General features: G+C 41.5%; 18 protein-coding genes. 15 read left to right on the plus strand and 3 right to left on the minus strand.

Going from position 1 to position 23344, the window contains the following annotated elements; genetic code table 11:
• Positions 1-186: 186 nt before the first annotated feature.
• Positions 187-1377: a pyridoxal phosphate-dependent aminotransferase gene (locus ACYVBM_RS06425; RefSeq protein WP_460684807.1), complete on the minus strand. Its 1191-nt coding sequence runs from the start codon at positions 1375-1377 to the stop codon at positions 187-189.
• 282 nt (positions 1378-1659) lie between these two features.
• Between ACYVBM_RS06425 and secDF the strand changes: the two genes are divergently transcribed.
• From secDF to ACYVBM_RS06440, 3 genes are all read left to right on the plus strand, one after another.
• Positions 1660-4782, plus strand: a complete 3123-nt coding sequence (gene secDF, locus ACYVBM_RS06430) for a protein translocase subunit SecDF (RefSeq protein ID WP_460684808.1) — start codon at positions 1660-1662, stop codon at positions 4780-4782.
• Positions 4783-4915: 133 nt separating this feature from the next.
• Positions 4916-5947 (plus strand): DUF6807 domain-containing protein, encoded by a 1032-nt coding sequence (locus ACYVBM_RS06435; protein ID WP_460684809.1) that lies wholly within the window; start codon positions 4916-4918, stop codon positions 5945-5947.
• Between the two features lie 251 nt (positions 5948-6198).
• Positions 6199-7212 carry a winged helix-turn-helix domain-containing protein gene (locus ACYVBM_RS06440; RefSeq protein WP_460684810.1) on the plus strand — a complete coding sequence of 338 codons (1014 nt, stop codon included), beginning with the start codon at positions 6199-6201 and terminating at the stop codon, positions 7210-7212.
• A gap of 93 nt (positions 7213-7305) precedes the next feature.
• Here ACYVBM_RS06440 and ACYVBM_RS06445 read toward each other — a convergent pair whose 3' ends face one another.
• On the minus strand, positions 7306-8268 hold the full coding sequence (locus tag ACYVBM_RS06445) for a hypothetical protein (RefSeq protein ID WP_460684811.1): 963 nt from the start codon (positions 8266-8268) through the stop codon (positions 7306-7308).
• A gap of 195 nt (positions 8269-8463) precedes the next feature.
• On the opposite strand from ACYVBM_RS06445, the gene ACYVBM_RS06450 reads away from it, so the two are divergent.
• Positions 8464-9123 carry a metal-dependent transcriptional regulator gene (locus ACYVBM_RS06450; protein ID WP_460684812.1) on the plus strand — a complete coding sequence of 220 codons (660 nt, stop codon included), beginning with the start codon at positions 8464-8466 and terminating at the stop codon, positions 9121-9123.
• Complete coding sequence (locus tag ACYVBM_RS06455) at positions 9123-11006, plus strand: Nramp family divalent metal transporter (protein WP_460684813.1); 1884 nt, start codon at positions 9123-9125, stop codon at positions 11004-11006. The genes ACYVBM_RS06450 and ACYVBM_RS06455 overlap by 1 nt, the downstream gene beginning before the upstream one ends.
• Before the next feature lie 12 nt (positions 11007-11018).
• Here the strand turns inward: ACYVBM_RS06455 and ACYVBM_RS06460 are convergent, their stop codons facing one another.
• Positions 11019-11627 (minus strand): Crp/Fnr family transcriptional regulator, encoded by a 609-nt coding sequence (locus tag ACYVBM_RS06460; RefSeq protein WP_460684814.1) that lies wholly within the window; start codon positions 11625-11627, stop codon positions 11019-11021.
• 150 nt (positions 11628-11777) lie between these two features.
• Between ACYVBM_RS06460 and ACYVBM_RS06465 the strand changes: the two genes are divergently transcribed.
• From ACYVBM_RS06465 to leuB, 10 genes are all read left to right on the plus strand, one after another.
• A complete protein-coding gene (locus ACYVBM_RS06465; protein ID WP_460684815.1) occupies positions 11778-13010 on the plus strand; it encodes an isocitrate dehydrogenase (NADP(+)) in 1233 nt (410 codons plus the stop codon).
• A 725-nt stretch (positions 13011-13735) separates the two neighbouring features.
• Positions 13736-14830, plus strand: a complete 1095-nt coding sequence (locus ACYVBM_RS06470; protein WP_460684816.1) for a hypothetical protein — start codon at positions 13736-13738, stop codon at positions 14828-14830.
• A 25-nt stretch (positions 14831-14855) separates the two neighbouring features.
• Entirely contained in the window at positions 14856-15527 is a 672-nt protein-coding gene (locus tag ACYVBM_RS06475) for a porin family protein (RefSeq protein ID WP_460684817.1), read from the plus strand.
• 224 nt (positions 15528-15751) lie between these two features.
• On the plus strand, positions 15752-16270 hold the full coding sequence (locus ACYVBM_RS06480) for a GNAT family N-acetyltransferase (RefSeq protein WP_460684818.1): 519 nt from the start codon (positions 15752-15754) through the stop codon (positions 16268-16270).
• Positions 16271-16603: 333 nt separating this feature from the next.
• On the plus strand, positions 16604-18022 hold the full coding sequence (gene leuC, locus ACYVBM_RS06485; RefSeq protein WP_460684819.1) for a 3-isopropylmalate dehydratase large subunit: 1419 nt from the start codon (positions 16604-16606) through the stop codon (positions 18020-18022).
• 83 nt (positions 18023-18105) lie between these two features.
• Entirely contained in the window at positions 18106-18702 is a 597-nt protein-coding gene (gene leuD, locus ACYVBM_RS06490; protein ID WP_460684820.1) for a 3-isopropylmalate dehydratase small subunit, read from the plus strand.
• Positions 18703-18797: 95 nt separating this feature from the next.
• Complete coding sequence (locus ACYVBM_RS06495) at positions 18798-20333, plus strand: alpha-isopropylmalate synthase regulatory domain-containing protein (protein ID WP_460684821.1); 1536 nt, start codon at positions 18798-18800, stop codon at positions 20331-20333.
• Between the two features lie 45 nt (positions 20334-20378).
• Positions 20379-21566, plus strand: a complete 1188-nt coding sequence (locus tag ACYVBM_RS06500) for a hypothetical protein (protein WP_460684822.1) — start codon at positions 20379-20381, stop codon at positions 21564-21566.
• A 12-nt stretch (positions 21567-21578) separates the two neighbouring features.
• Complete coding sequence (locus tag ACYVBM_RS06505; RefSeq protein ID WP_460684823.1) at positions 21579-22241, plus strand: hypothetical protein; 663 nt, start codon at positions 21579-21581, stop codon at positions 22239-22241.
• A 9-nt stretch (positions 22242-22250) separates the two neighbouring features.
• A complete protein-coding gene (leuB, locus tag ACYVBM_RS06510) occupies positions 22251-23321 on the plus strand; it encodes a 3-isopropylmalate dehydrogenase (protein ID WP_460684824.1) in 1071 nt (356 codons plus the stop codon).
• Positions 23322-23344: the final 23 nt, after the last annotated feature.

The following is a 23344-nucleotide window of genomic DNA, read 5'->3' on the forward strand; positions in this document are numbered from 1 at the left end:
ACCAATTTATTCCATGGAGAGCTGTATAGAGGAGATATTTTATTACTTCCAGTGCAAAAGAGGCCGTATCAAAAAACTTAGCCATATTCAAGTACAGACAACAGGGAACACCAAACGCTGATGATTGTTTCGTTATATGCTCTGTGTGCTGTGAAGCAGTTTTCCTGATACAGCCTCTTTACCGGTTTATTGCAGCTTTGATAAAGCATCTTTGATCCTTGCCCATCCTCTTTCAATATTAGGCAGGCTGTTGGCAAAAGAAAACCTCACGCAATTGGGCTCGCCAAAAGCAGCCCCCATTACGGAAGATACATGCGCCGTATTTAAGATATACATGCACAGGTCAGCAGAATCTTTAATAAAGATCTCACCGTCTGTTTTGCCATAGTAAGAGCTCATATCGGGAAAAATATAAAAAGCCCCGTCCGGTTCTGAGCATTTGATACCGGGTATTTCGTTTACCAGCTCCAGTACGCGTTTCTTCCTGCGGGTAAATTCTGCTGCCATTTCCTGTGTAGGCCTTAAATCAGTGGTAAGAGCTGCCACTCCTGCTTTTTGAGCAATAGAGCACGTGCCGCTGGTAAATTGGCCCTGCAGTTTTTCCATTCCCTTGGCGATTTCTATAGTTGAGGCGGTATAGCCGATACGCCAGCCGGTCATAGCGAAACCCTTGCTTAAACCATTTACAATAACCACCCTGTTTTTTATATCTTCAAACTGGGCGATGCTTTCATGTTCCCCAACGTAATTAATATATTCATAGATCTCGTCTGAAATAATGGTGATCTGGGGGTGTTTTTTGAATACCTCTGCCAGTGCTGCCAGCTCTTCCCTGTTATAAACAGCTCCTGAAGGGTTACACGGAGAAGAAAATAAAAAAGCCCGGGTGTTGGGTGTGATGGCCGCTTCTATTTCCTCGGCGCTGGCTTTGAAACCTTTATCCACACTGGTCCTTATTTCCACCACCTTGCCGCGGGCAATTTTTACCAGCTCCGAGTACGTAACCCAGTAAGGGGTTGGTATGATCACTTCATCGTTTTCGTCTACCAAAGCTAATAATACGTTAGCAAGACTCTGTTTAGCTCCTGTAGAAACAACAATCTGCTCGGGCTTATAATCAAGATCATTATCCCTTTTTAGCTTGGTACAAACCGCTTCACGCAGATCAAGGAAACCTGGAACCGGTGTATAATGGCTCCAGTTATCATTAATAGCTTTTATTGCTGCCTCCTTAATATGATCGGGCGTATCAAAATCTGGTTCACCAAGGCTCAGGTCAATTACGTCAACACCTTTTGCCCTTAATTCACGCCCCAGTTTTGCCATTTTCAGCGTTTCCGGCTCCGCAAAGCGTTCTAAAAGAGAGGATAATTGCATTTTTTTTATTTTTCTGTTTAATTAAAAAATCACACAAAAGTAATGGTTGATCCGTTTAAAATCTTAAAACTCGGGCAGCTTTTTTATACAGCCATGTTATTTAAAGGCTCTATTTACGGAATGTGCCAAGACTGTGAATTTTTCCGGTTGAGTAACCGGTTAAGTTTTCACCGTAACACCCTATCTTTGCAGCCTTTAAAAAAGGCCATGTAGGGTTTTTTGATGTACTGTTATGTCAAATTTCTTTACCAGGCTCAGTGAATTTATAAATTTTAAACTTGTATGCAACTAAAAGGTCTGGTTCGTTTTTTTACGATTTTGCTTATCATTTATTCTTTATACCAGTTATCCTTTACCTGGTTTGTTCGTAATCACGAAAAGAAATTAGAAAAACAAGCCCGCAGCTATGTGGAAAAAAATTACCCCTCTGCAGCTATAAAGTATCCTGCCAATAAGGATTCGCAGGAGGTTTACCAGGAATGGCTGAACGAAGCTTATGAAGCAAGATTAAATCGTTTAAAAGACAGTACAAAGGACGAAACGGTTACTTATGGCTTTACCGGCCCCATCAGCTACCAGAAAGCCAAGGGTGAAGAGCTGAACCTGGGTTTAGATCTGCAGGGCGGTATGAACGTGATTATGGAAGTGGAGATGAGCGGTGTTTTAAAAACACTGGCAAATAACTCTAAAGATCCCAACTTTCTGAAAGCACTTGCCAATGCAGACTCCAGAAAAGGTAATAGTGATGCCAATTTTGTAACGCTTTTTGTTGAAGAATACAAAAAACTGGTTCCCAACGGACGCCTTGCGGCTGTGTTTGCCAATGCAAATAACAGTGAGATTAAGGCAACTGACAGCGATAGCAAAGTGATCAGTTTTTTAAATGCCCAGGCCAAATCGGCATTTGATAACACTGCCCGCCTGATCACGACCCGTATTGATAAATTCGGTGTTGCACAGCCAAGCATCAACCCCGATGCTGAAAAGCAGATCATTTCCGTAGAACTGCCCGGCGTTCAGGACAAGCAGCGCGTAAGGAAAAACCTGCAGGCCAGCGCCAATCTCCAGTTTTGGGAGGTATACAATATCAGCGAAATATGGCCGAATGTTCAAAAGGCAGATGAGCTGTTTACTGCTGCTAAGGGCGGTAAAAGTACTGCAGATTCCACTGCCAGCGATAGTGCCAGAAATACGGTGGCAGATTCTGCAAAATCGGCCACTGCTAAAACAGATACAGGTAATCTGCAGGAACAGCTCAAACAGCTGGCTACCAAAGAAACACCCAAAGCTGAGGCTACAGCCAACAACCAGGAAGCAGAAGCTAAAAAACATTTATATGGATGGATCGGTTTTTCTGTTGATCCGCAACGGGGCCAGTTAATTGACAATGGTGTTATTGGCCAGGTTCTGTTAAAAGATACAGCCGCTATCAGGGAGATCCTGGAATCGCCTGTTGTAAAAGCCCAGTTTCCTGCCGACCTCGTATGGATGTTTGGCATACCTGAAAAAAAGTCCCAGGCCGTTGGATTATATGCTATCAAAACCTTTGGCCGCGAAAAAGCCAAGCTGGAAGGAGAGTCCGTTACTAATGCCGGTTACGACTTTGATCATGCAGGCAGAACCAATGTAAGCCTTGAAATGAACCCTATAGGCGCTAAAATATGGGCTGATCTGACGAGGGCCAATGTAGGGCGTTCTATTGCAATTGTTGTGGATGGCACTGTGTATTCAGCTCCTAATGTAAATGAAGCGATCGAAGGTGGACGTTCCAGCATTTCGGGAAGCTTTTCGCAGGAGGAGGCAAGCGATCTTGCCAATATTCTTAAGATAGGCAAGCTCCCGGCGCCGGCTAAAATTGTTTCTGATACTACAGTGGGCCCTACCCTGGGAGCCGCGGCGCTTAAAGGAGGTATGTGGTCATTCCTCATATCATTTATAGTGATCTTCACTTTAATGATCATCTATTATAACTCAGCCGGCTGGGTAGCTAATATTGCACTGATATTAAACCTCCTGTTTACAGTAGGTGTGCTGGCCGGTTTAGGCGCCACCTTAACAGCTCCCGGTATTGCAGGTCTGGTATTAACTATTGGTATGGCGGTGGATACCAATGTAATTATATACGAAAGGATCAAAGAAGAACTGAGAAGAGGCAAAGGATATATACCGGCCATTAACGACGGGTACAACCGGTCGCTGGCTCCTGTATTAGACGGACACGTTACTACCTTGCTTACAGCATTCATTCTTTACTATTTTGGTCTGGGTCCTGTAAGAGGTTTTGCTACCACGCAAATCCTGGGTCTGTTCCTGTCATTGTTCTGCGGTATCCTGGTTAGCCGTTGGGTTAGCGACTGGTTCACCAACAAGAACAGGCACCTGAACTATTTCAGCAAAATCAGCAATGCGATTGAGAAGAAGTCAAATTTCAAATTTATTGAGTTCAGGAAGAAAGCTTACATAATTTCAATTATCATCATCCTGCTGGGTATAGGCACTATTTTCAATGGATTTGATTATGGAGTTGAGTTTGATGGAGGACGCAGCTATAAAGTAGAGTTTGGAAAAAAAGTAGATGTTGAAGCTGTAAGAAGCGATCTTAAAACCACATTTGAAGATGAAAATCCTATTATTAAAACAGTAGGCGATAACAGCCAGCTGGACATCACCACTTCTTACCTGATACGCGATCCGAGAACACAGGTAGCCGATTCTATAGTAGAGCACAAACTATTTGAGGGATTAAAAAAATACCTTCCTGAAGGTACTACTTACCAGCAGTTTGATACGGTACATAAAAAAGAATCTAAAAAGGTATTGCCTACTATTTCCGATGATCTTAAGAAAGGCGCTTTGCAGGCTACCCTTTTTGCAATGGTGGTCATATTCCTTTATATTTTCCTTCGCTTCCGCGACTGGAGGTTCTCCCTGGGTACCATTTTCGCGTTAATACACGACACTTTGGTAACATTGATCGTTTTCTCTTACGCAAGAGAATGGGTACCGTTCCCGCTTGAAATTGACCAGCATTTTATTGCAGCGATATTAACGGTAATAGGGTTTTCCATGAATGATACGGTGGTGATCTTTGACCGGATACGTGAGGATATGAAGTTCCATCCGGATATGGATCAGAAAGTCCTGGTAAATAAGGCGATCAATGAAACCTTAAGCCGTACCATCATGACCACTTTAACGGTGTTTATCACTATTCTTATCCTGTTTATTGTGGGCGGTGAAGTTACCCGTGGGTTTGCCTTTGCGATGTTAATCGGGGTAATCACCGGTATCTACTCTACCGTATTTGTGGCAGCACCGGTACTGGTTGATCTTAAAGGTGGTATCCGTAAAAAGAAGGCCCATGTTGATATACACGCTCCCAAGGCAGGAGCTGTAAAAAAATAAATCTTCTATCATTTTTTAAAGCCGGGCTACGTCAGTATCCGGCTTTTTTTATGCCTGTCACAGATATTTATTATGCTATGTCGTTTTGTATATGTAACTTAATGCCTGAGCCTCACCCTGTAAATAATATAAAATGAAACATGCGCTTGCTTTTATATGCTTTATTCTGCCGGCCTTAGCCCTGTCTGCTCAAAAAGGATTTTCCATTCATACACTGCCTGAAAAAAAGCAGGCCGATATCTTATATAATGGTCAGCTGCTTACCTCTTATTGTTATTATGATTCTGTTGCAAAACCGGTTTTGTTTCCTGTAAACACAATAGATGGTATTACTGTAACCCGAGGCTACCCTATTAATCCAAAAGAAGGAGAAAGAACAGACCATCCGCATCATATAGGTATCTGGCTGAATTATGAATCTGTAAATGGTATTGATTTCTGGAATAACTCTACTGCAATTCCTGCAGCAAAAAAAGACCTGTACGGAACCATTAAGCATGAAAAGATCGTAAAAACAGGTGCTTCGGGGAAAACAGCTTTTCTTACTGCAACGGCAGGCTGGTATAATAATAAAGGGAGTCTTTTTCTGAAGGAAAGCAGCTCATATACTTTTAACGTGGAAAATGATGTTTTTATTATAGATCGCGTCACAACGCTCACTGCAGCTACGGAGCCTGTTATATTTAAAGATGTAAAAGACGGCTTTTTTGCTATCCGGGTAGCAAGAGCGCTCGAAATGCCATCTAAAGAACCAGGCATCTTTATAGATATGCATGGTAATACAACCAGGGTTGACCCATCTGGCAACGATCGTATTACAGGAATGTACTACAATAGTGATGGTGTAAAAGGAGATAGTGTATGGAGCAGTAAAGCTCCATGGGCCATGCTAAAAGGAGAAAAAGACGGGAAGCCTGTTACAATAGCCATTTTCGATCATCCGCAGAATATAGGTTACCCTGCTTACTGGCATGCAAGAGGATATGGTCTTTTTGCTGTCAATCCTTTAGGCAGAAAGGTCTTCAGCAACGGAAAGGAAGAGCTGAACTATACGCTGCTCCCCCGGCAATCCGTTACCTTCAGATACAGGATAGCCATAGCTTCAAAAGATCTTGATCTGAACAATATTGAGCAGTTATCAAAAGAATTCGCACAAAGAAGATAACTGCGCAACAAACAGAGCAGCGCAATGCTTTTTTGTCTTCCTTTTCCCTGTTGCTGTTCTAATCTAAGATATATAAGCGTATCGTGCCGCCGATCAAAAATGCCCGGAATTATTTCTCACGCATTTTCTGCGAATAGATATAGCCTTGTACACCCTACTGCATATCTGTTACCGCATTATGTATATATTACCAGGTAAAGAAGTATTTTCGTCAGCACTATCAATAAAGAACTACTTTTTAAGAATTTTACATGACAATAACTTTTCATATAACAGATGAATGGCAGCTCAGCAAGGTAAATCAGGTGGCAGAGGCCGTAAAAAAGGAAATAGAAGCTAAGCGGTTGAAGAAAGGAGTACAACTGCCTTCGATAAATGAGTTTAGCAAAACATACAATTTTGCCAGAGATACCGTTGAAAAGGCCTATAAAATATTAAAGGAAGACGGATATATAACCTCCGTTAGAGGGAAAGGATATTTTGTGCTGGACGCTCCCGAACAAAAGGTGAAAGTTCTTTTATTAATGAATAAATTGAGCGCCTTCAAAAAAGATGTGTATAACAGCCTTATTAAAACGCTGGGTAAAAAAGCGGTAGTGGATTTAAAGATCCATCATTATAGCTTAAAATATTTGAAAGAAATTATTGATTCAAGCCTGGGCCGTTACAACTATTATATATTGATGCCGCACTTTCATTATGATGTGGCACCGGATAGTATAATGAAGATTCTGAGAGCTATTCCGGATAATCAGTTAATTATACTGGACAAAAAAATTGAGGGATTTAAAAGAAAATGTACCGAGGTTTACCAGGATTTTAAAAATGACATTTATCACGCTCTGCATTCGCAGCAAAAGCTGATCAAAAAATATAAAAAAATTACCATCATATTAAGGAAAGAAGAATACCATCCGGAGGAAATTATTAATGGCGTAAAAAAAATCTGCTCGGAGACCGGGAAAAAATTTGAGGTTTTAAATGGAGCAGAAGATATTATTCTTGAAAAAAACACCCTTTATATAGATACCTCCGAGCAGGATCTGGCACTTCTGATAAAAAAGGCCCGGCATCAGCAGTTAAAGCCCGGAAAAGATGTAGGAATTATTTCATTTAATGAAACCGTTCTGAAAGAACTTCTGGATGTAACTGTTATTACAACAGATTTTATAAAAATGGGAAAGATCGTTGCCGATTGTATATTACAGCATAAATGTGATAAAGTAAAAGTCCCTTTTTACTTCATAAAGCGTACCACTGCCTGATCGGTCTGCCTGCTTCATATTGTTTGGGCAGGCTAACCACCGGTAACCAGCCTGGAACAGGCGCTTATCAGAAGGAGAATACGATGCCCGGGTTTATTTTTTCGGTTGATCAGTATTTTTAGGCGCTTTCTTTTTGGCATATCTTCCGTTAAAAGTGCAATCGAGTGCGCCCATCCGTGACCCGCAGCCTTCTACCTCTTGAAGGGTTACACTGTTTTTATCAAATATAAACCGGAGTATACAGGGATCGCCCGGCAGCCTGTATTCGATCGTATTATCAGAAACGATATTGGCTTCACCTTTCAGCTCCCCGTTGCATTGAGAGTTTTTTTCTTCAAGGTGTATAAAAAAGTGCACGCGGCCACGCTTTTCATTATCTCTTATCGAAATAATATTCCTGTTGCCCGTACCATAATCACCGGCATATTTGTATTTCCTTCCAAGGGTATCTATAGGATTAATAATTTCAGCATCATCTCCCAGCGAATCGGTCATTACCAGCATAAATTTTTTAGCCGCCGCATTTAGCACATACACATCGTCGCCACTTATTTCAACATCATTCGGTAGCCTTTTTGCTGTTTTCTTATTAATATTAAAAAGCTTATCAATAGTAATAGCAGTAGTGATCCCCTTGTCTTTTGTACTTTTCATAGCGGCAAAACCAGCTAAAAAATTGTTTTTCTTATCATAGGCAGTAATAAGCATCACCTTCTGCCTGGCTGTTAATGCTTTCGATATAAGATAGGTAGTACCTTTTTTCTCTGACAGCTTTCCAATCGCATACAACTTAGGCTTTTCACCGGCTGCAAAGCTACCGGATAAAATACTATCCGGAGTAAACTGGTTGAAAATTTCCGCGCTTATCAGCAGGCTATCATCTGATGGGGTATGCAAAGAGCTGTCGGCGTACATAAAGGGCAATTTTACTTCGGGGAAAAATGCCACAAACTCCTCCAGGTTGACCTTATCTTCGCCAGCCATCTTTTTCTTTTCATTTTTACAGGAGGCAAGAACCAGAATCAATAGTACCAGAAAATAAACCCTGTACAGCATAATTGTGATATTAATTATTACAAATAAACAATACTTAGCGAATAATACCATACTTATTTTATGTGCATCATATTTTTCTGATCCATGAGCTTACAAACCAGGTAGTAACCGTGGCATATACCCAACACGACACACCAAGAATTATTTTTGTACTATAAAAAATATTTTTAGATTTGTCTAAATTATTATTTAGATATGGCAACTTTTTCTCCTGCCGAAGAAAACTATCTGAAGACCATTTATCACCTGCAGCAGGCAGCCGAAACTGTAAGTACAAACGAACTGGCTGCTGCGCTTGGCACAGCCCCGGCTTCTATTACTGATATGCTTAAAAAGCTAAGTAAAAAGGGCCTGGTAAGCTATAAAGCTTATTACGGCTGCCATCTCACCTTATCGGGTACCGATAAAGCACTCGGAATTATCCGCAGGCACCGGTTATGGGAGTACTTCCTGTCTCAGAAGCTGGGCTTTAGCTGGGAAGAAGTACATGAGGTAGCAGAAGAACTGGAACATGTAAGCAATGAAAAACTGATTCATAAGCTCGATGAGTTTTTAGGTTTTCCGCGTACGGATCCGCACGGGGACCCCATACCCGATGCCAAAGGAAAAATTGTAAGGCAGCAACAAATTTCACTGGCCTGCCTCCCCGAGAAAAAGGCAGCGGTTGTTACGCAGATAGGCAACCAATCGCCCCAGGTGCTGGAAATGCTGGATGAGAAAAATATTACCATTGGTACCCGCATCCAGGTGATAAAGAAATATCCTTTTGATGAATCGATGGAAGTAAAAACAGACAACAGGCACCAATCTCATATCACCAAAGAGTTATCTCAAAACATCTTTATCAAAAACTAATGGCAAGGCATCACTCAGAAATATCGTTAAGTGAAGTACATCAGTCGGTAGACACCACCCTACCCCAAAAGTCGCGTTGGCGCAGGGTGCTGGCTTTTTTTGGACCGGCTTACCTGGTAAGCGTGGGCTATATGGATCCCGGGAACTGGGCCACAGACCTGGCGGGGGGTAGCCAGTTTGGCTACTCTTTATTGTGGGTGCTGGTTATGAGCAATATTATGGCGCTGTTATTGCAGAGCCTTTCAGCCAGGCTGGGCATTGTCCGCAACCGCGACCTGGCACAGGCGAACAGGGAAACATATCCTAAAAAAGTGAACCTTGCGCTTTATATACTTGCCGAAGTGGCTATTGCGGCAACAGATCTTGCAGAGATACTGGGAATGGCCATAGGCCTGCAGCTGCTTACCGGTATGCCACTGATCTGGGGGGTTCTTATTACGGCATTAGACACTTTTTTACTGATTGCATTGCAGCGGTTAGGAATGCGCAAGCTGGAAGCTTTTATCATTGGCCTCATTTTCGTTATAGCCATGTCTTTTCTTATACAGATTATCGTGGCAAAGCCCGACCCGTCAGAAATAGTATCGGGCTTTGTACCACATCTTGAGAACGATACCGCACTGTATATCGCCATAGGTATTATCGGTGCTACAGTGATGCCGCACAACCTTTACCTCCATTCGGCACTGGTGCAGACAAGAAAATTCAATACTGATGAAAAAAGTATCAAAAAAGCTTTAAAGCTCAATTTTATCGACAGCGCCGTGGCCCTGAATATGGCCTTTTTGGTAAATGCGGCCATTCTTATACTTGCGGCAGCAGTATTCTATAAAACCGGCCGTTCGGATGTGGGAGAAATCAAGCAGGCTTACGAGCTTCTTCCCCAGCAACTGGGAAGTACCTTTGCTGCCAAGCTGTTTGCTGTAGCGCTTATTGCTGCAGGCCAAAGCAGTACTATAACAGGCACTCTTGCCGGGCAAATTGTGATGGAGGGATACCTCCGGTTACGTATCAATCCCATTATACGCAGGCTCATAACCCGTTTAATAGCTGTAATACCTGCCGCATTAGTTATATTAATTAATGGAGAGAAAGAGGTGGATAGCCTGCTGATTTTTAGCCAGGTGATACTGAGTATGCAGCTGGGATTTGCCATTATACCGCTGATTCATTTTGTAAGTGATAAAGCTACTATGGGAAAATTTGCTATCAAGCCTGTGGTAAAAATTTCGGCATGGCTCATTACAATAGTATTGATTTATTTAAATATAAGGCTGATCGTTGAACAGGCGGCCGATTATTTTACTGCATCAGACAATTTATTATGGAAAAGCCTTATTATCCTGGGCGCTGCTGGCTTTGTTGTATTGTTATTTTATACTACTTATTACCCGCTTCAAAAGAAAAGGAGGGCCCTTCAAAAAATAACAATACATAACCAACCGGGGGCTTTGGAAATACAGCCCGTAGCAGCCCGCAATAAAATTGCTATTACGGTTGATTTCGAAGAGCTGGATCAACAGGTAATTAATCATGCTTTGTCACAGGGAGCGCCGGGCTGTGTTTTTATGCTGATTCATATAACAGAAAGTGTGGCCGGCGGTGCCAACTATTATGAAAGTGCAGATAATGAAACGCTTAGCGACAAAGAGTTTCTTAACAATTATGTGGAACAGTTGCAGCAAAAAGGCTACAAGGCTGAAGCCAGGCTGGGCTTTGGGAACACTGCAGACAGCATTGCAAAGATCATCAATGAATCCGATGCAGAGCTTTTAGTGATCGGTGCACACGGACATAAAGGCTTTAAGGACCTGATTTACGGCGAAACCATCAATAATCTCCGCCATTTAATTAAGATACCGGTTTTAATAGTACAAAACTGAGGCGTTTATTCATCAGGATACAGGCCTTTTTGTTCTGAGCAGATGCTTAAACCGGCTAAATGTTTCGGGTTTTATGTTCAGGTAAGAGGCAATATATTTTTGAGGTACCCGCTGTAATATCTCATGGTGGCTCTCTACAAAATTTAAAAATCTTTCCCGGGGAGCCTGCATGATCAGGCTGGTTTGCCATTTATCTTTCAATACCATGGTATGTACTGTTACCAGGCGGCCCAGGCGCTCGAAACTGTGGCTCGATTGAAAAAGCCGTTCCATATCTTCATAAGTAAGCGAAAGTAATATAGTAGGCTCAATAGCATCTATTATATACTCGGAAGGAGTACGTGTATAAAAAGACTCCTGGCTGCTGATCAGGTGCCCTTCTCTTGAGATCTGCACAATATGCTCATCTTGCCCTGCCTTATAATATTTCCGGATCAGCCCCTGGTTGATGAAATTCATATAATTTTCAACCTGGCCCGCTTCGGCAATAACCTGTTTTTTGGTAAACTCCCTAACGTTGACGATAGGAAGCAGCTCCTTTTTTATTTCATTGTCTGTGAGAGGTACAAAGTGTCGTAGAAACTTTATGAATTCCCCTGCAATCTTTTCATTAACTGCCATGTAATCAAAGGTAATAAAAATTGATCTGCATCAAATACTGATTCTGGTCATGATATCTTGATATTTGCGTTTTATTCTAATGTGCCATTATGGTGTATTAATCTTTTATATGTAGATTTGCCGCAATCAAAAATTTTAAAAGATTTATCTATGGCTCAAAAAATTAAAGTAGCTAATCCTGTTGTAGAACTTGATGGTGATGAGATGACGCGCATCATCTGGAAATTTATTAAAGACAAGCTGATACTGCCTTATGTAGATGTAGATATTAAATATTTTGACCTTGGCATTGAGCATCGCGATGCTACGAATGACCAGGTAACTGTTGATGCCGCTCATGCTATTAAAGAGCATGGCGTGGGCATTAAATGTGCAACCATTACTCCCGACGAAGCACGTGTAAAAGAGTTTAACCTGAAACAAATGTGGAAAAGTCCTAATGGAACCATCCGTAATATTTTAGACGGAACTGTATTTCGGGAACCGATAGTAATAAAAAACATTCCACGCCTGGTTACCAACTGGACGGCCCCCATTATTGTAGGCCGTCATGCATTCGGCGACCAGTACCGCGCTACAGATACCGTGATCAAGGGAAAAGGAAAATTAACCATGACCTTTACTCCTGAAGATGGTGGCGAGCCCCAGACCTTTGACGTATATAACTATAAAGGAGACGGTGTGGCTCTTACGATGTACAATACCGATGAAAGCATTAAAGGCTTTGCCCGCAGTTGCTTTAATATGGCATTGAGTAAAAAATGGCCTTTGTATCTTTCTACTAAAAATACCATCCTTAAAAAATATGACGGCCGCTTTAAGGACATCTTCCAGGAAATTTACGAAAACGAATTCAAAGCACAATTTGATGAAGCTGGCATTACTTACGAGCACCGCCTGATCGATGATATGGTGGCCAGCGCCTTGAAATGGAACGGCAATTTTGTATGGGCATGTAAAAACTACGATGGCGATGTACAAAGCGATACGGTAGCCCAGGGCTTCGGCTCGTTGGGCCTGATGACCTCTGTACTCATTACACCCGATGGTAAAACGATGGAAGCTGAAGCGGCACATGGCACTGTAACACGCCATTATCGTGAGCATCAGAAAGGCAATCCCACCAGCACCAATCCTATTGCCAGCATCTTTGCCTGGACCAGAGGTTTGGCTTTCCGGGGTAAATTAGACAGCAACCAGCCTTTAATTGATTTTGCTGATGCTTTAGAAGCCGTTTGTATTGAAACAGTAGAAGAAGGGAAAATGACCAAGGATCTTGCTGTTTGTATCCATGGTAATAAAGTAGAGCACGGTAAAGATTATCTATATACCGAAGAGTTTTTAGAAGCTATCGACGAAAACCTGAAAAAGAAATTAGCATAAACTGCTTTCAGTTTTTTTTAAAAGCACCAATTTATTTTGGTGCTTTTTTTATTCCCTGAAAACAGTCAACCCCTTCGGTTTTGATCATATTTTCGTGTTATTCATAAACAGCTGGCTGCCTTTCAAACACGAATCTTAAATATTCCCATTCCCGTTGTATGATATATTCTTCTATTACTATTTGATAACCAATATATAATTATGGTTTTATCCTGTCGCGTTCAGGGGTGGCTGCCATTGAGATACCAGGCAGCAGGTAATGGGAGTCCCCGTTATTTTTGAGCAGCGGGAAAATTTGTTTCCAGCCTTAATAAACGAATGTGTACCAGCAATATCCGGTAAACCATTCGGCATAGCAATCAATGATGCACCAGCAAGTACACCGTTGTGAAATAAATCAAAACGGGTACAACAAGATGTATGCGATCTGATCAAATGCTATAACAGCACGAATATCTACATCAAGTTAAAAAAATTTGCCCCTCGCCTGTTTTCCAGGAATTGCCTGCAGAAAAAATGGATTAAAAGGTGATGACCTTTTGCCTTCTATTCAGATATAGCTAAATAAATATGAAATTATGAAAAATTTAAAAAGCCGGCTACGAATGGTACATCGCCCACACAGCCATAACGATTGTACATATTGTCAAAAAATTTTGCGGGCACACCCCTCTTTTCTTGTGCGGTATTGAAGAACAAGCATGAAACAATTAACTAAACAAGCAATGAAAAAAAACATATTATTCCTTGCACTGATATTCATGATATTATTATCAGCGTGTGAAAAAGACAAACCGCGTAAACCAAAAGAACCCGATCCCGTGGAACAAAAGCCTGATCCGGGCGTATATCTATCCGGTGCTCAGGTTTGGGCTTATAATGACATTCTGGCACTTCATGTAAAAGATGCGGAGGCAAAAGCGCTGACCAACAGGTCGAATATTGCTGACAATTATAAACTGGCTTTCCTGGAGAAGGATATATATTCTGTAGGCTTTGAAAGTACCGGATCGCTTAATGAATTTAATCAAAAACGGCTTGTAGCCAAATACTGGAAAAACCAAACCGCTGTTGAATTGACCAATGGCAGTAAAAATGCCAGGGCCTATGATATTTTCATGCACAATAAAAGCGTTTACATTGCCGGTTATGAAGATAATAAAGCTACCGGAGCTACCGAACGCATGTCCTGTTTTTGGAAAGATGGCCAGCAGCATTTTATACCCAGAGGCGATTATCCCACGTCGGTGCAATGTATATATGTGAATAACGGCGATGTGTACATGGGCGGTTATGAAGAGATACGCATTAACCAGGCACCATATTTAAAGGACCGGCCTACCTACTGGAAAAACGATACGAAAGTGTCGCTGCCCTATGGTACGGCAGATTATGCTTATGTAATGGACATACTGGTAGATGGAAATGATGTATATGCCGTTGGATACGGTAATATATACAGTGCTACTGAAGCCTCTAAAAGCGTGGCGCTTTTCTGGAAAAACGGAACGGTAATGCCATTGGATATTGCTCCAACTGGCAACGCTAACGCCAGGGCGATCATTAAAAGCGGGAATGATATCTATATCTGCGGCTTTGAAGAAAGCGGAAACAAACCCGTGTACTGGAAGAATCAAACCAAAGTACCGCTGAAGGTACCTGAAGGAACCACGGCTGTACAGCCCGTTGCCATTTATGTAGCCGGTAATAATGTATATGTGTGTGGTACATCCAGCAAAGGAGGGATTTACTGGAAAAATGGCGAACCAACGCTGTACCCGCTTCTTTCCCGGATCAATGATATATTGGTGATCAATTAAATAACATAAACATCATATAAAAATAATGACAGCGAAAACAACAACAATTATCAGCATCTGTGTTATGCTTTTATTCGCCAGCGCGGCGCGGGCCCAGCAAACGGTAGATCTGGGTTTGAGAGCAGGCTTTAATGCCTCGAAGTTTACCGGAAAGAATAGCCGTAAAGATCAGCTGATAAAACCGGGATATCATGTGGGACTTAATGTAGACATGGATGTAATTAATAACCTTTCCGTCCAAACAGGGTTGCTGTACAGCAGTAAAGGAGCCCGCTACAAAAAGCTGATCGATGTAGCGGACGGAGGGATGACCGATACAGAAGAGAATCGTAAAAAATGGACCAGTGGCTATGTTTACATCGAACTCCCTCTTTATGCAGTGTACAGCTTCGGGCGAGCATCCAACAAATTTTATGCAGGCGCAGGACCTTATTTTGCCTATAGTACATCCCTGTACAGCAAAGTAGAAGGTATAGAAAAAAAGAAAGCTCAATTCAATGATGCCTATCACAAAAGATTTGATATTGGTATAGGGCTTCTTGCAGGTTATAAGATTACGGAGAAACTCTCTGCACAGGTAGGTTTGGAAAAAGGGCTGACCGGTATCACCAAAGAGAAAGCTATAAGCGATATTAAAAACTTTGTAATCAATTTCTCACTATCGTATGATTTGTTCACATTAAAAGGGTCCGATTAACTCCGGATCACCAAAGCCTTTCCATTATGTAAGCCTGCCTGTGACAAGAGAGGAGGAATATTACATGACGTTAATAACAACGTGCATAGGATACAGGAAGAAGAGCCGCGCTGATATAATAACACATTATATTTTACTTTTGTGATCTGTAACAGGTTGATTTTGTTATACACCCTGTCAAAAGATCATACCCGTAAAACGCTGAGAGGTATTAACTTTGAAAAATGTCAGCTGCCGAAAATTGCATGATCCGTAAATGTCAAAAAGGTGAAATTGATAAGATACATTACCTGGCAACGTCCATTTGGCCAAGATCTTTTGAACACATTCTTTCTCAACAACAAATTGCTTACATGATGGAAATGATGTATGCCATTCCTGTTCTTGAAAAAGAGCTGCAACGTGGCATAGTATTTTATATTCTTAATTATAAAGGGGAAGATGTAGGCTATACGGCCATTGAAAAAAAAGATAACACATCATACAAACTGCACAAAATTTATCTTTCGCATCAGCTGCATGGAAAAGGATTGGGAAAGTACCAGCTGCAATATATAGAGCAATTGGTAAAAAACTATGGCGCGGGTGCCCTCTATCTTAATGTAAACCGTCAAAATACTGCTGTGGATTTTTACAAAAGCCAGGGCTACAAAGTTGTAAAAACAGAAGATATTGATATCGGTAATGGCTTTTGGATGAATGATTTTGTAATGGTAAAAGAATTGAAGTCTGGTATAAAATGATACTTCAATTACAGTATCCAAATTATTATTACATTTTCCAGCAGACATGTATCAGCTAAACCATATATTATATTTATGTAAATATATATTTCATAATTATTTTATAATAAGTAATTTATAAAATTAATAATACTATAATAAGCAGTGCACTCCACACTTCTTTGCATTAGTCTGGTTTAGAGTATTTACAATTTCCAATATAGTGCATCCACATAGCACACTGGTTAAAAACCAGCCGGTTCCCTTCATTTTACTTTAAATAATTGCTACCTTTACATGCTTTCGAAAAGCAGCGTTTGCATTGATATTTTTAACTATAAGAATTTATTACAAATGAGTACAAATCCAACTACTTTGTTTGATAAGGTTTGGGATGCCCATGTGGTAAGAAAAATTGAAGACGGACCTGATGTATTGTTTATCGACCGTCATTTTATTCACGAAGTAACAAGCCCCGTCGCTTTTCTGGGAATTGAGAGCAGGGGAATTGGCGTAATGTACCCACAACGCACTTTTGCCACCGCCGATCATAACACACCTACCATCAACCAGCATTTACCGGTAAACGATCCCCTGTCTGCCAAACAATTGGCAGCATTATCCAGCAATGCGGAAAAATATGGTATCTCTATCTGGGCGTTAGGAAGCCCGAAAAACGGTATTGTACACGTAGTAGGACCCGAAAATGGCATCACCCAGCCTGGCATGACCATTGTTTGCGGTGATTCGCACACTTCCACGCACGGCGCATTTGGAAGTATTGCTTTTGGTATTGGTACTTCTGAAGTAGAAATGGTGCTATCCTCTCAATGCATCATGCAGCCCAAACCTAAGAAAATGCGTATTACCATTAACGGCAAATTGGGCAAAGGTGTTTTACCAAAAGATGTGGCTTTATACATCATCTCCCAAATTACCGCAAGCGGTGCTACAGGATATTTTGCCGAATATGCGGGTGAGGTTTTTGAAAATATGAGCATGGAAGGACGCATGACCGTTTGTAATATGTCTATTGAAATGGGTGCGCGTGGCGGTATGATAGCACCCGACGAAACTACTTACAACTATATAAAAGGCCGGGATAAAGCACCAAAGGGTGAGGCCTGGGATAAGGCGCTCGCTTACTGGAAAACATTAAAAACAGATGCTGGTGCCGTTTTCGACTATGAACTCACTTTTAACGGTGCTGATATTGAGCCTCAGATCACTTACGGAACCAATCCGGGTTTAGGTACCGGCATTACCAGGAAAATACCTAAAGCCTCAGAAGTTAAAGACGGGGAAGCATCCTACAAAAAATCTTTAGCTTATATGGATTTCAACGAAGAGGATCAATTGATTGGGAAGAAAATAGATTATGTATTTTTAGGTAGCTGTACGAATGGCCGTATTGAAGATTTCCGTGCTTTTGCATCAATTGTGAAAGGGAAAAAGAAAGCGGATAATATTACTGCATGGCTCGTTCCCGGTTCGCACATTGTAGAGGCCCAGATTAAAGAAGAAGGCATTTTAGATATCCTTACCGAAGCCGGCTTTGAATTGAGGCAGCCCGGATGTTCTGCTTGTCTGGCAATGAACGATGATAAAATCCCAGCCGGCAAATACGCGGTAAGTACCAGCAACCGGAACTTTGAAGGCCGCCAGGGTCCCGGCGCACGTACCTTGCTGGCAAGCCCCTATGTTGCAGCGGCTGTAGCGGTTACCGGTGTGGTTACCGACCCGAGGGAGCTGATAGAAGAAGCTACAGCTTAGATCAGCAGATATAAGTAGACTGATGACAAAAATAAGGTCAACTTAAAACCGAAAATCATAAATCACAAATTACAAGTTACAATATGGCTTACGATAAATTTACCGTATTAACGTCCACAGTAGTTCCTTTACCTATCGAAAATGTGGATACAGACCAGATCATACCTGCCCGCTTTTTAAAAGCGACCGAGCGCAAAGGTTTTGGCGATAACCTGTTTCGTGACTGGCGTTATAACAATGATGACACGCCCAAGCAGGATTTTGTATTAAATAATCCGATCTATTCCGGAAAGATACTGGCAGCTGGCAAAAACTTCGGCAGCGGATCTAGCCGTGAACACGCAGCATGGGCTATTTATGATTATGGATTCAGGTGCGTTATCTCCAGTTTTTTTGCAGACATTTTCAAAGGAAACTCATTGAATGTGGGTATTCTTCCTGTTACGGTAAGCGAGGCATTTCTGGACGAAATTTTCAAAGCCATAGAGGCAGATCCTAAAGCAGAAATTGAGGTAAACCTACCCGAACAGAAAGTTACGATCTTATCAACCGGCCAAAGTGAATCTTTTGATATTAATGGCTATAAAAAGCATAATTTAATGAATGGCTTCGATGATATTGATTATCTGCAGGATATGAAAAAAGAAATAACTGATTTTTCAGAAAAAAGTATGTATTGATCTGAATGATGAGCTTATTTTCAGTTCGTATGCCACGATCTCTTCCACACTGCAAGCTGAGCGAATAATAAAAATAGACGAAGATAATTAGAGTAATGAATGTACAGAATAGGCAGGCTCCAAGACACATTGAAATAATGGATACCACGCTGCGGGATGGAGAACAGACCAGCGGTGTATCATTTTCAGCACAGGAAAAGCTGACCATTGCACAGTTGCTGTTGTTGGAAGTAAAAGTAGACAGGATAGAAATTGCCTCTGCCCGTGTATCGGAAGGTGAGCTGCAGGCCGTAAAAAAGATCACCGACTGGGCTAAAACCAACGGACTTATAGATAAAGTGGAAGTGCTGACTTTTGTAGATGGTGACACTTCTATTAAATGGATGCAAAAAGCCGGTGCCAGGGTAATGAACCTGCTAACAAAAGGATCGTTAAATCATTTAACCAACCAGCTTAAAAAAACACCCGAACAGCATTTCAGCGAAATTGCGGCTGTTGTAAAGCTGGCTGCTAGAAAGGGTATTGACTGCAATGTATACCTCGAAGACTGGAGCAATGGTATGCGCCATTCCAAGCACTATGTGTTCCAGTATATAGATTTTCTGCAAACCCAGCCGGTCAAAAGGATTTTATTACCTGATACACTGGGCATATTAGTTCCTTCCGAAACTTCGGCATTTCTTTCAGAAATAGTAGCACGTTATCCATCCCTGCACTTCGATTTCCACGGTCATAATGACTATGACCTTAGCGTGGCTAATGCTTTGGAAGCTGTAAAAGCGGGTGTAAAAGGTTTGCACCTTACCGTAAATGGTATGGGCGAGCGGGCAGGAAACACGCCATTGGAAAGTGTAGTGGCCGTATTGAATGATTTCCAGAAAAATGTAAAAATATCAGTAAATGAAAAGGCGCTTTATAAAGTAAGCCGGTTGGTAGAAGCATTTTCCGGTTTCAGGATCTCTGCTAACAAACCCGTGGTAGGGGAAAATGTATTTACGCAAACCGCCGGCATTCATGCTGATGGCGATAAAAAGAAAAATCTTTATTATAACGACCTGATGCCCGAACGTTTTGGACGTAAGCGCAAATATGCATTAGGTAAAACCTCCGGCAAAGCTAATATTGAAAATAACCTGGCCCAGTTGGGTATACAGCTGTCTGATGATGACCTGAAAACCGTGACCCAGCGCATTATTGAGCTTGGAGACCTAAAGGAAACTGTTACGCAGGATGACCTGCCTTATATTATATCCGATGTTTTAGACAGTCATACTATTGTAGAAAAAGTGCTGGTTGAAGATTATGTACTCACCCATTCCAAGCATATGCGTCCTTCAACCACCGTACGGGTACGGTTCGAGGACGGTGTGATGGAAGAAAACGGTTCCGGCGACGGGCAGTATGATGCTTTTATGAAGGCGCTCCAGAAGATCTATTCCAAGAAAAAATTGCCGCTGCCCAAACTGCTCGATTATATTGTACGTATTCCGCCGGGCGGCAAAACTGATGCCCTTTGTGAAACCTTAATTACCTGGGAGCTGAACGGACGTGAATTTACCACTACGGGTTTAGATAGCGATCAAACGGTGGCAGCTATAAAAGCCACACAAAAAATGCTGAACCTGATATAAACTGTGTATTTTTATAAGGTACGGCATCATAGGTAAAAAACGAATATGCGGAAAATAATTTGGCTTCTTTTCTTTATTTCTGTTGTTTCAGGGAGCTTTGCCCAAAACAGTCCCGCCGTTGCAATGACGAAATCGGAGGAGATCGCAAAAACGAGAAGAATATTACTGGATAAGTTCATGGAAGATGATAAGCTGGGGATCATGTTAGAAATGGACCGGCTGCTGATGCTTGACAATAACGATTATCTGGCCCTCTATCCTATCGAATTCTGGTTGCTTTCTTACTGGCTGGAAGACTATGAAACTATTCTGCTTTCTGATAAATCGCTGAGGCTGGATAGCCTTAGCAATAATAAAAACCTGCAGATCCCGCCACAACGGGACTATCTAATACCCAAGCTGATTGAAAAATCGATTGAAAAAAAAGATACACTTTTACAACATATTAGAAGTGCGAAGCTTGGCGAAGAAGAAAAATCGTTTCTGCTGATGAAGCTGCGGTATCTTTTATCAGAAAATACAGATGAAAAAAGAAACAGGGAAGAACTGAACCAGCTTGCTGATGATTTTTTGAGCCGGTATCCTAACAGCGAATACGCTGGTTTTACCAGGCGGTTTATCAGGGTAAAATATGAAATAACCCAAAATGGGTTTGCGTATTCCTTGTATATGGGAAAATTTTTATTTACCGGCAATTTAACTGATTATTACAGGCACCCTACCCTGTTTGGTTTATCCCTGGAAGCTATCAGAAGAAACTGGGTTTACCAGTTAAATCTTTCCATAGGCTTTAGCAAAACCAAAACCGATATGCCTGCCAATGAAACAACCTGGCCTAAACATTCAAAGGCTATAGGCGGCCAGGTAAATTTATCTGGAGGCAAATATATAGTGGATCGTAAAAATTTTGCATTTGCACCCTTATTGGGCATCGGTGTGTTTGGGCTGGATCCTAACACCGACACCAACAAAGAGCCCGATTACAAAGGCGCCGGTATAAAAACCAATATATCCGGTAACATTGGTTTTATCAGTGATATTAAGCTTAAAACAAAAGATAACAGCAATGGCAGCTATTATCCACGGGGTACCATAGCTACCACATCCATCCGTATAGGTTATGACTTTATTGCGACACCCCTTAAGAATAATTTTTTAGATTATTCGGGTACAGTACATAAAATTACTATAGGCATAGGCCTTTCTTCAAGGCAGACACAACGAGTTCACTAAAGCGTAAAAGATTTGAAAAAGCTCCATAACATAAAATATTTTATACCGTTATTTATTTTACTGGCGATAGACATTGTACTCATTGTTCTTAATGTAATTAATTTTTATCATCCTTTTCCAGACCCGCGGCTGTATGAAATAGAAGTGGATGACAGCTATGCCGAGGATTTTCAGAATTTCAAATGGATCATTATGATCCTTGCACTCGCAATGATCGCCCTGTTCAGAAAAGAAAAGAAATACTTTACCTGGATACTGGTTTTCATTTTCCTGTTTCTCGAAGATGTGTTCAGGATACATGGAGCTCTGGGCCATTTTTTCTATGATGTGTTTGGTATGACCAGCGGGAGGCGCGGCGGAAAAATCATGGAGCTTTTTGCCGCTGCATTTTTAGGCTTTATTTTTATGGCCCCGGTTTTTGAAGCTTACAAAAAAGGAGATGCGCTATTCAGGAAACATTCAAAAGCCATATTTATATTACTGGCTTTATTCTTATTTTGTGCTATTGTGATAGACCAGGTGCACCGGCTTGCTATTGTTCAGTATAACTGGAAATATAATGTAATTTTAGGAACACTGGAAGATGGCGGTGAACTCATAACAGAAAGTCTTTTAACCGGCTATTTACTATCCATAGCTTTAAAACAGGACACAGATAAATACTATAAAAAATAAAATAAGCAGATGAAAAAAAACATCCTAATAGTTCCCGGGGACGGGATTGGACAGGAAGTAACCGCGGTTGGTAAAAAGGTATTGGATAAAATCGCCGAAAAGTTTGGTCATGAGTTTACCTATGACGAGGCCCTGATCGGGCATGTGGCTATTGAAGCTACCGGTGAAGCGTTGCCTGACGAAAGCCTGCAGAAAATGAAAGATAGTGATGCTGTGCTTTTCGGAGCAGTAGGTCATCCTAAATACGACAATGACCCTTCGGCAAAAGTAAGACCGGAACAGGGACTGCTTAAAATGCGTAAAGAACTGGGGCTGTATGCCAACCTGCGTCCTATTAAGCTTTTTGATGAGCTGCTCGATGCATCCAGTATAAAACCGGAAATCTTAAAAGGCGCTGATATTCTGTTTTTCCGTGAGCTAACGGGGGATATTTATTTTGGGGAGAAGGGAAGAAAGAACGATGGTGATACGGCTTATGATCATGCCGAATACAGCAGGTATGAAGTAGAGCGGATTGCACGTAAAGCTTTTGATGCGGCCATGACACGTAATAAAAAAGTGTGCAGTGTGGATAAGGCTAATGTACTGGAAACAAGCCGCCTTTGGCGTGAAGTGGTACAGCAGGTAGCAAAAGATTATCCTGAGGTTCAGGTAGAGCACCAGTTTGTAGATGCTGTGGCCATGCTGCTAATAAAAGACCCGAAACGGTTTGATGTGGTGGTAACCGCTAATTTATTTGGTGATATTTTAACTGATGAAGCATCTCAGATTGCCGGTTCTATGGGCATGCTTGCCTCTGCATCGGTTGGCGATGGTACAGGGGTTTATGAGCCTATTCACGGTTCGGCACACGACATTACCGGAAAAGGTGTAGCCAATCCTATGGCCTCCGTACTTTCAGCAGCTTTACTGTTAGATATCTCTTTTGGCTTGAAAGAAGAAAGTACTGCCGTAATTAATGCGGTAGATGCCGTATTAAAAGAAGGTTTCAGAACCGGCGATATAGCAGATGCGGCTACTCCTAAAGATAAAATTTTGGGAACAGATGCTATTGGAGAAGAAATTTTGAAAAGATTGTAACTGAATAAGGCCGTTCCCGTTCG

This window comes from Niabella aquatica (assembly GCF_054779315.1).

What these genes read in the sequence shown, in the direction of transcription:
- ACYVBM_RS06500 (WP_460684822.1), top strand. Translation starts at nt 20,379, where the DNA reads ATGCGGAAAATAATTTGGCTTCTTTTCTTTATTTCTGTTGTTTCAGGG.
- ACYVBM_RS06475 (WP_460684817.1), top strand. Translation starts at nt 14,856, where the DNA reads ATGACAGCGAAAACAACAACAATTATCAGCATCTGTGTTATGCTTTTA.
- leuD (WP_460684820.1), top strand. Translation starts at nt 18,106, where the DNA reads ATGGCTTACGATAAATTTACCGTATTAACGTCCACAGTAGTTCCTTTA.
- leuC (WP_460684819.1), top strand. Translation starts at nt 16,604, where the DNA reads ATGAGTACAAATCCAACTACTTTGTTTGATAAGGTTTGGGATGCCCAT.
- ACYVBM_RS06435 (WP_460684809.1), top strand. Translation starts at nt 4,916, where the DNA reads ATGAAACATGCGCTTGCTTTTATATGCTTTATTCTGCCGGCCTTAGCC.
- ACYVBM_RS06455 (WP_460684813.1), top strand. Translation starts at nt 9,123, where the DNA reads ATGGCAAGGCATCACTCAGAAATATCGTTAAGTGAAGTACATCAGTCG.
- leuB (WP_460684824.1), top strand. Translation starts at nt 22,251, where the DNA reads ATGAAAAAAAACATCCTAATAGTTCCCGGGGACGGGATTGGACAGGAA.
- ACYVBM_RS06425 (WP_460684807.1), bottom strand. Translation starts at nt 1,377, where the DNA reads ATGCAATTATCCTCTCTTTTAGAACGCTTTGCGGAGCCGGAAACGCTG.
- ACYVBM_RS06445 (WP_460684811.1), bottom strand. Translation starts at nt 8,268, where the DNA reads ATGCTGTACAGGGTTTATTTTCTGGTACTATTGATTCTGGTTCTTGCC.
- ACYVBM_RS06440 (WP_460684810.1), top strand. Translation starts at nt 6,199, where the DNA reads ATGACAATAACTTTTCATATAACAGATGAATGGCAGCTCAGCAAGGTA.
- ACYVBM_RS06480 (WP_460684818.1), top strand. Translation starts at nt 15,752, where the DNA reads ATGTCAGCTGCCGAAAATTGCATGATCCGTAAATGTCAAAAAGGTGAA.
- ACYVBM_RS06470 (WP_460684816.1), top strand. Translation starts at nt 13,736, where the DNA reads ATGAAAAAAAACATATTATTCCTTGCACTGATATTCATGATATTATTA.
- ACYVBM_RS06460 (WP_460684814.1), bottom strand. Translation starts at nt 11,627, where the DNA reads ATGGCAGTTAATGAAAAGATTGCAGGGGAATTCATAAAGTTTCTACGA.
- ACYVBM_RS06495 (WP_460684821.1), top strand. Translation starts at nt 18,798, where the DNA reads ATGAATGTACAGAATAGGCAGGCTCCAAGACACATTGAAATAATGGAT.
- secDF (WP_460684808.1), top strand. Translation starts at nt 1,660, where the DNA reads ATGCAACTAAAAGGTCTGGTTCGTTTTTTTACGATTTTGCTTATCATT.
- ACYVBM_RS06465 (WP_460684815.1), top strand. Translation starts at nt 11,778, where the DNA reads ATGGCTCAAAAAATTAAAGTAGCTAATCCTGTTGTAGAACTTGATGGT.
- ACYVBM_RS06450 (WP_460684812.1), top strand. Translation starts at nt 8,464, where the DNA reads ATGGCAACTTTTTCTCCTGCCGAAGAAAACTATCTGAAGACCATTTAT.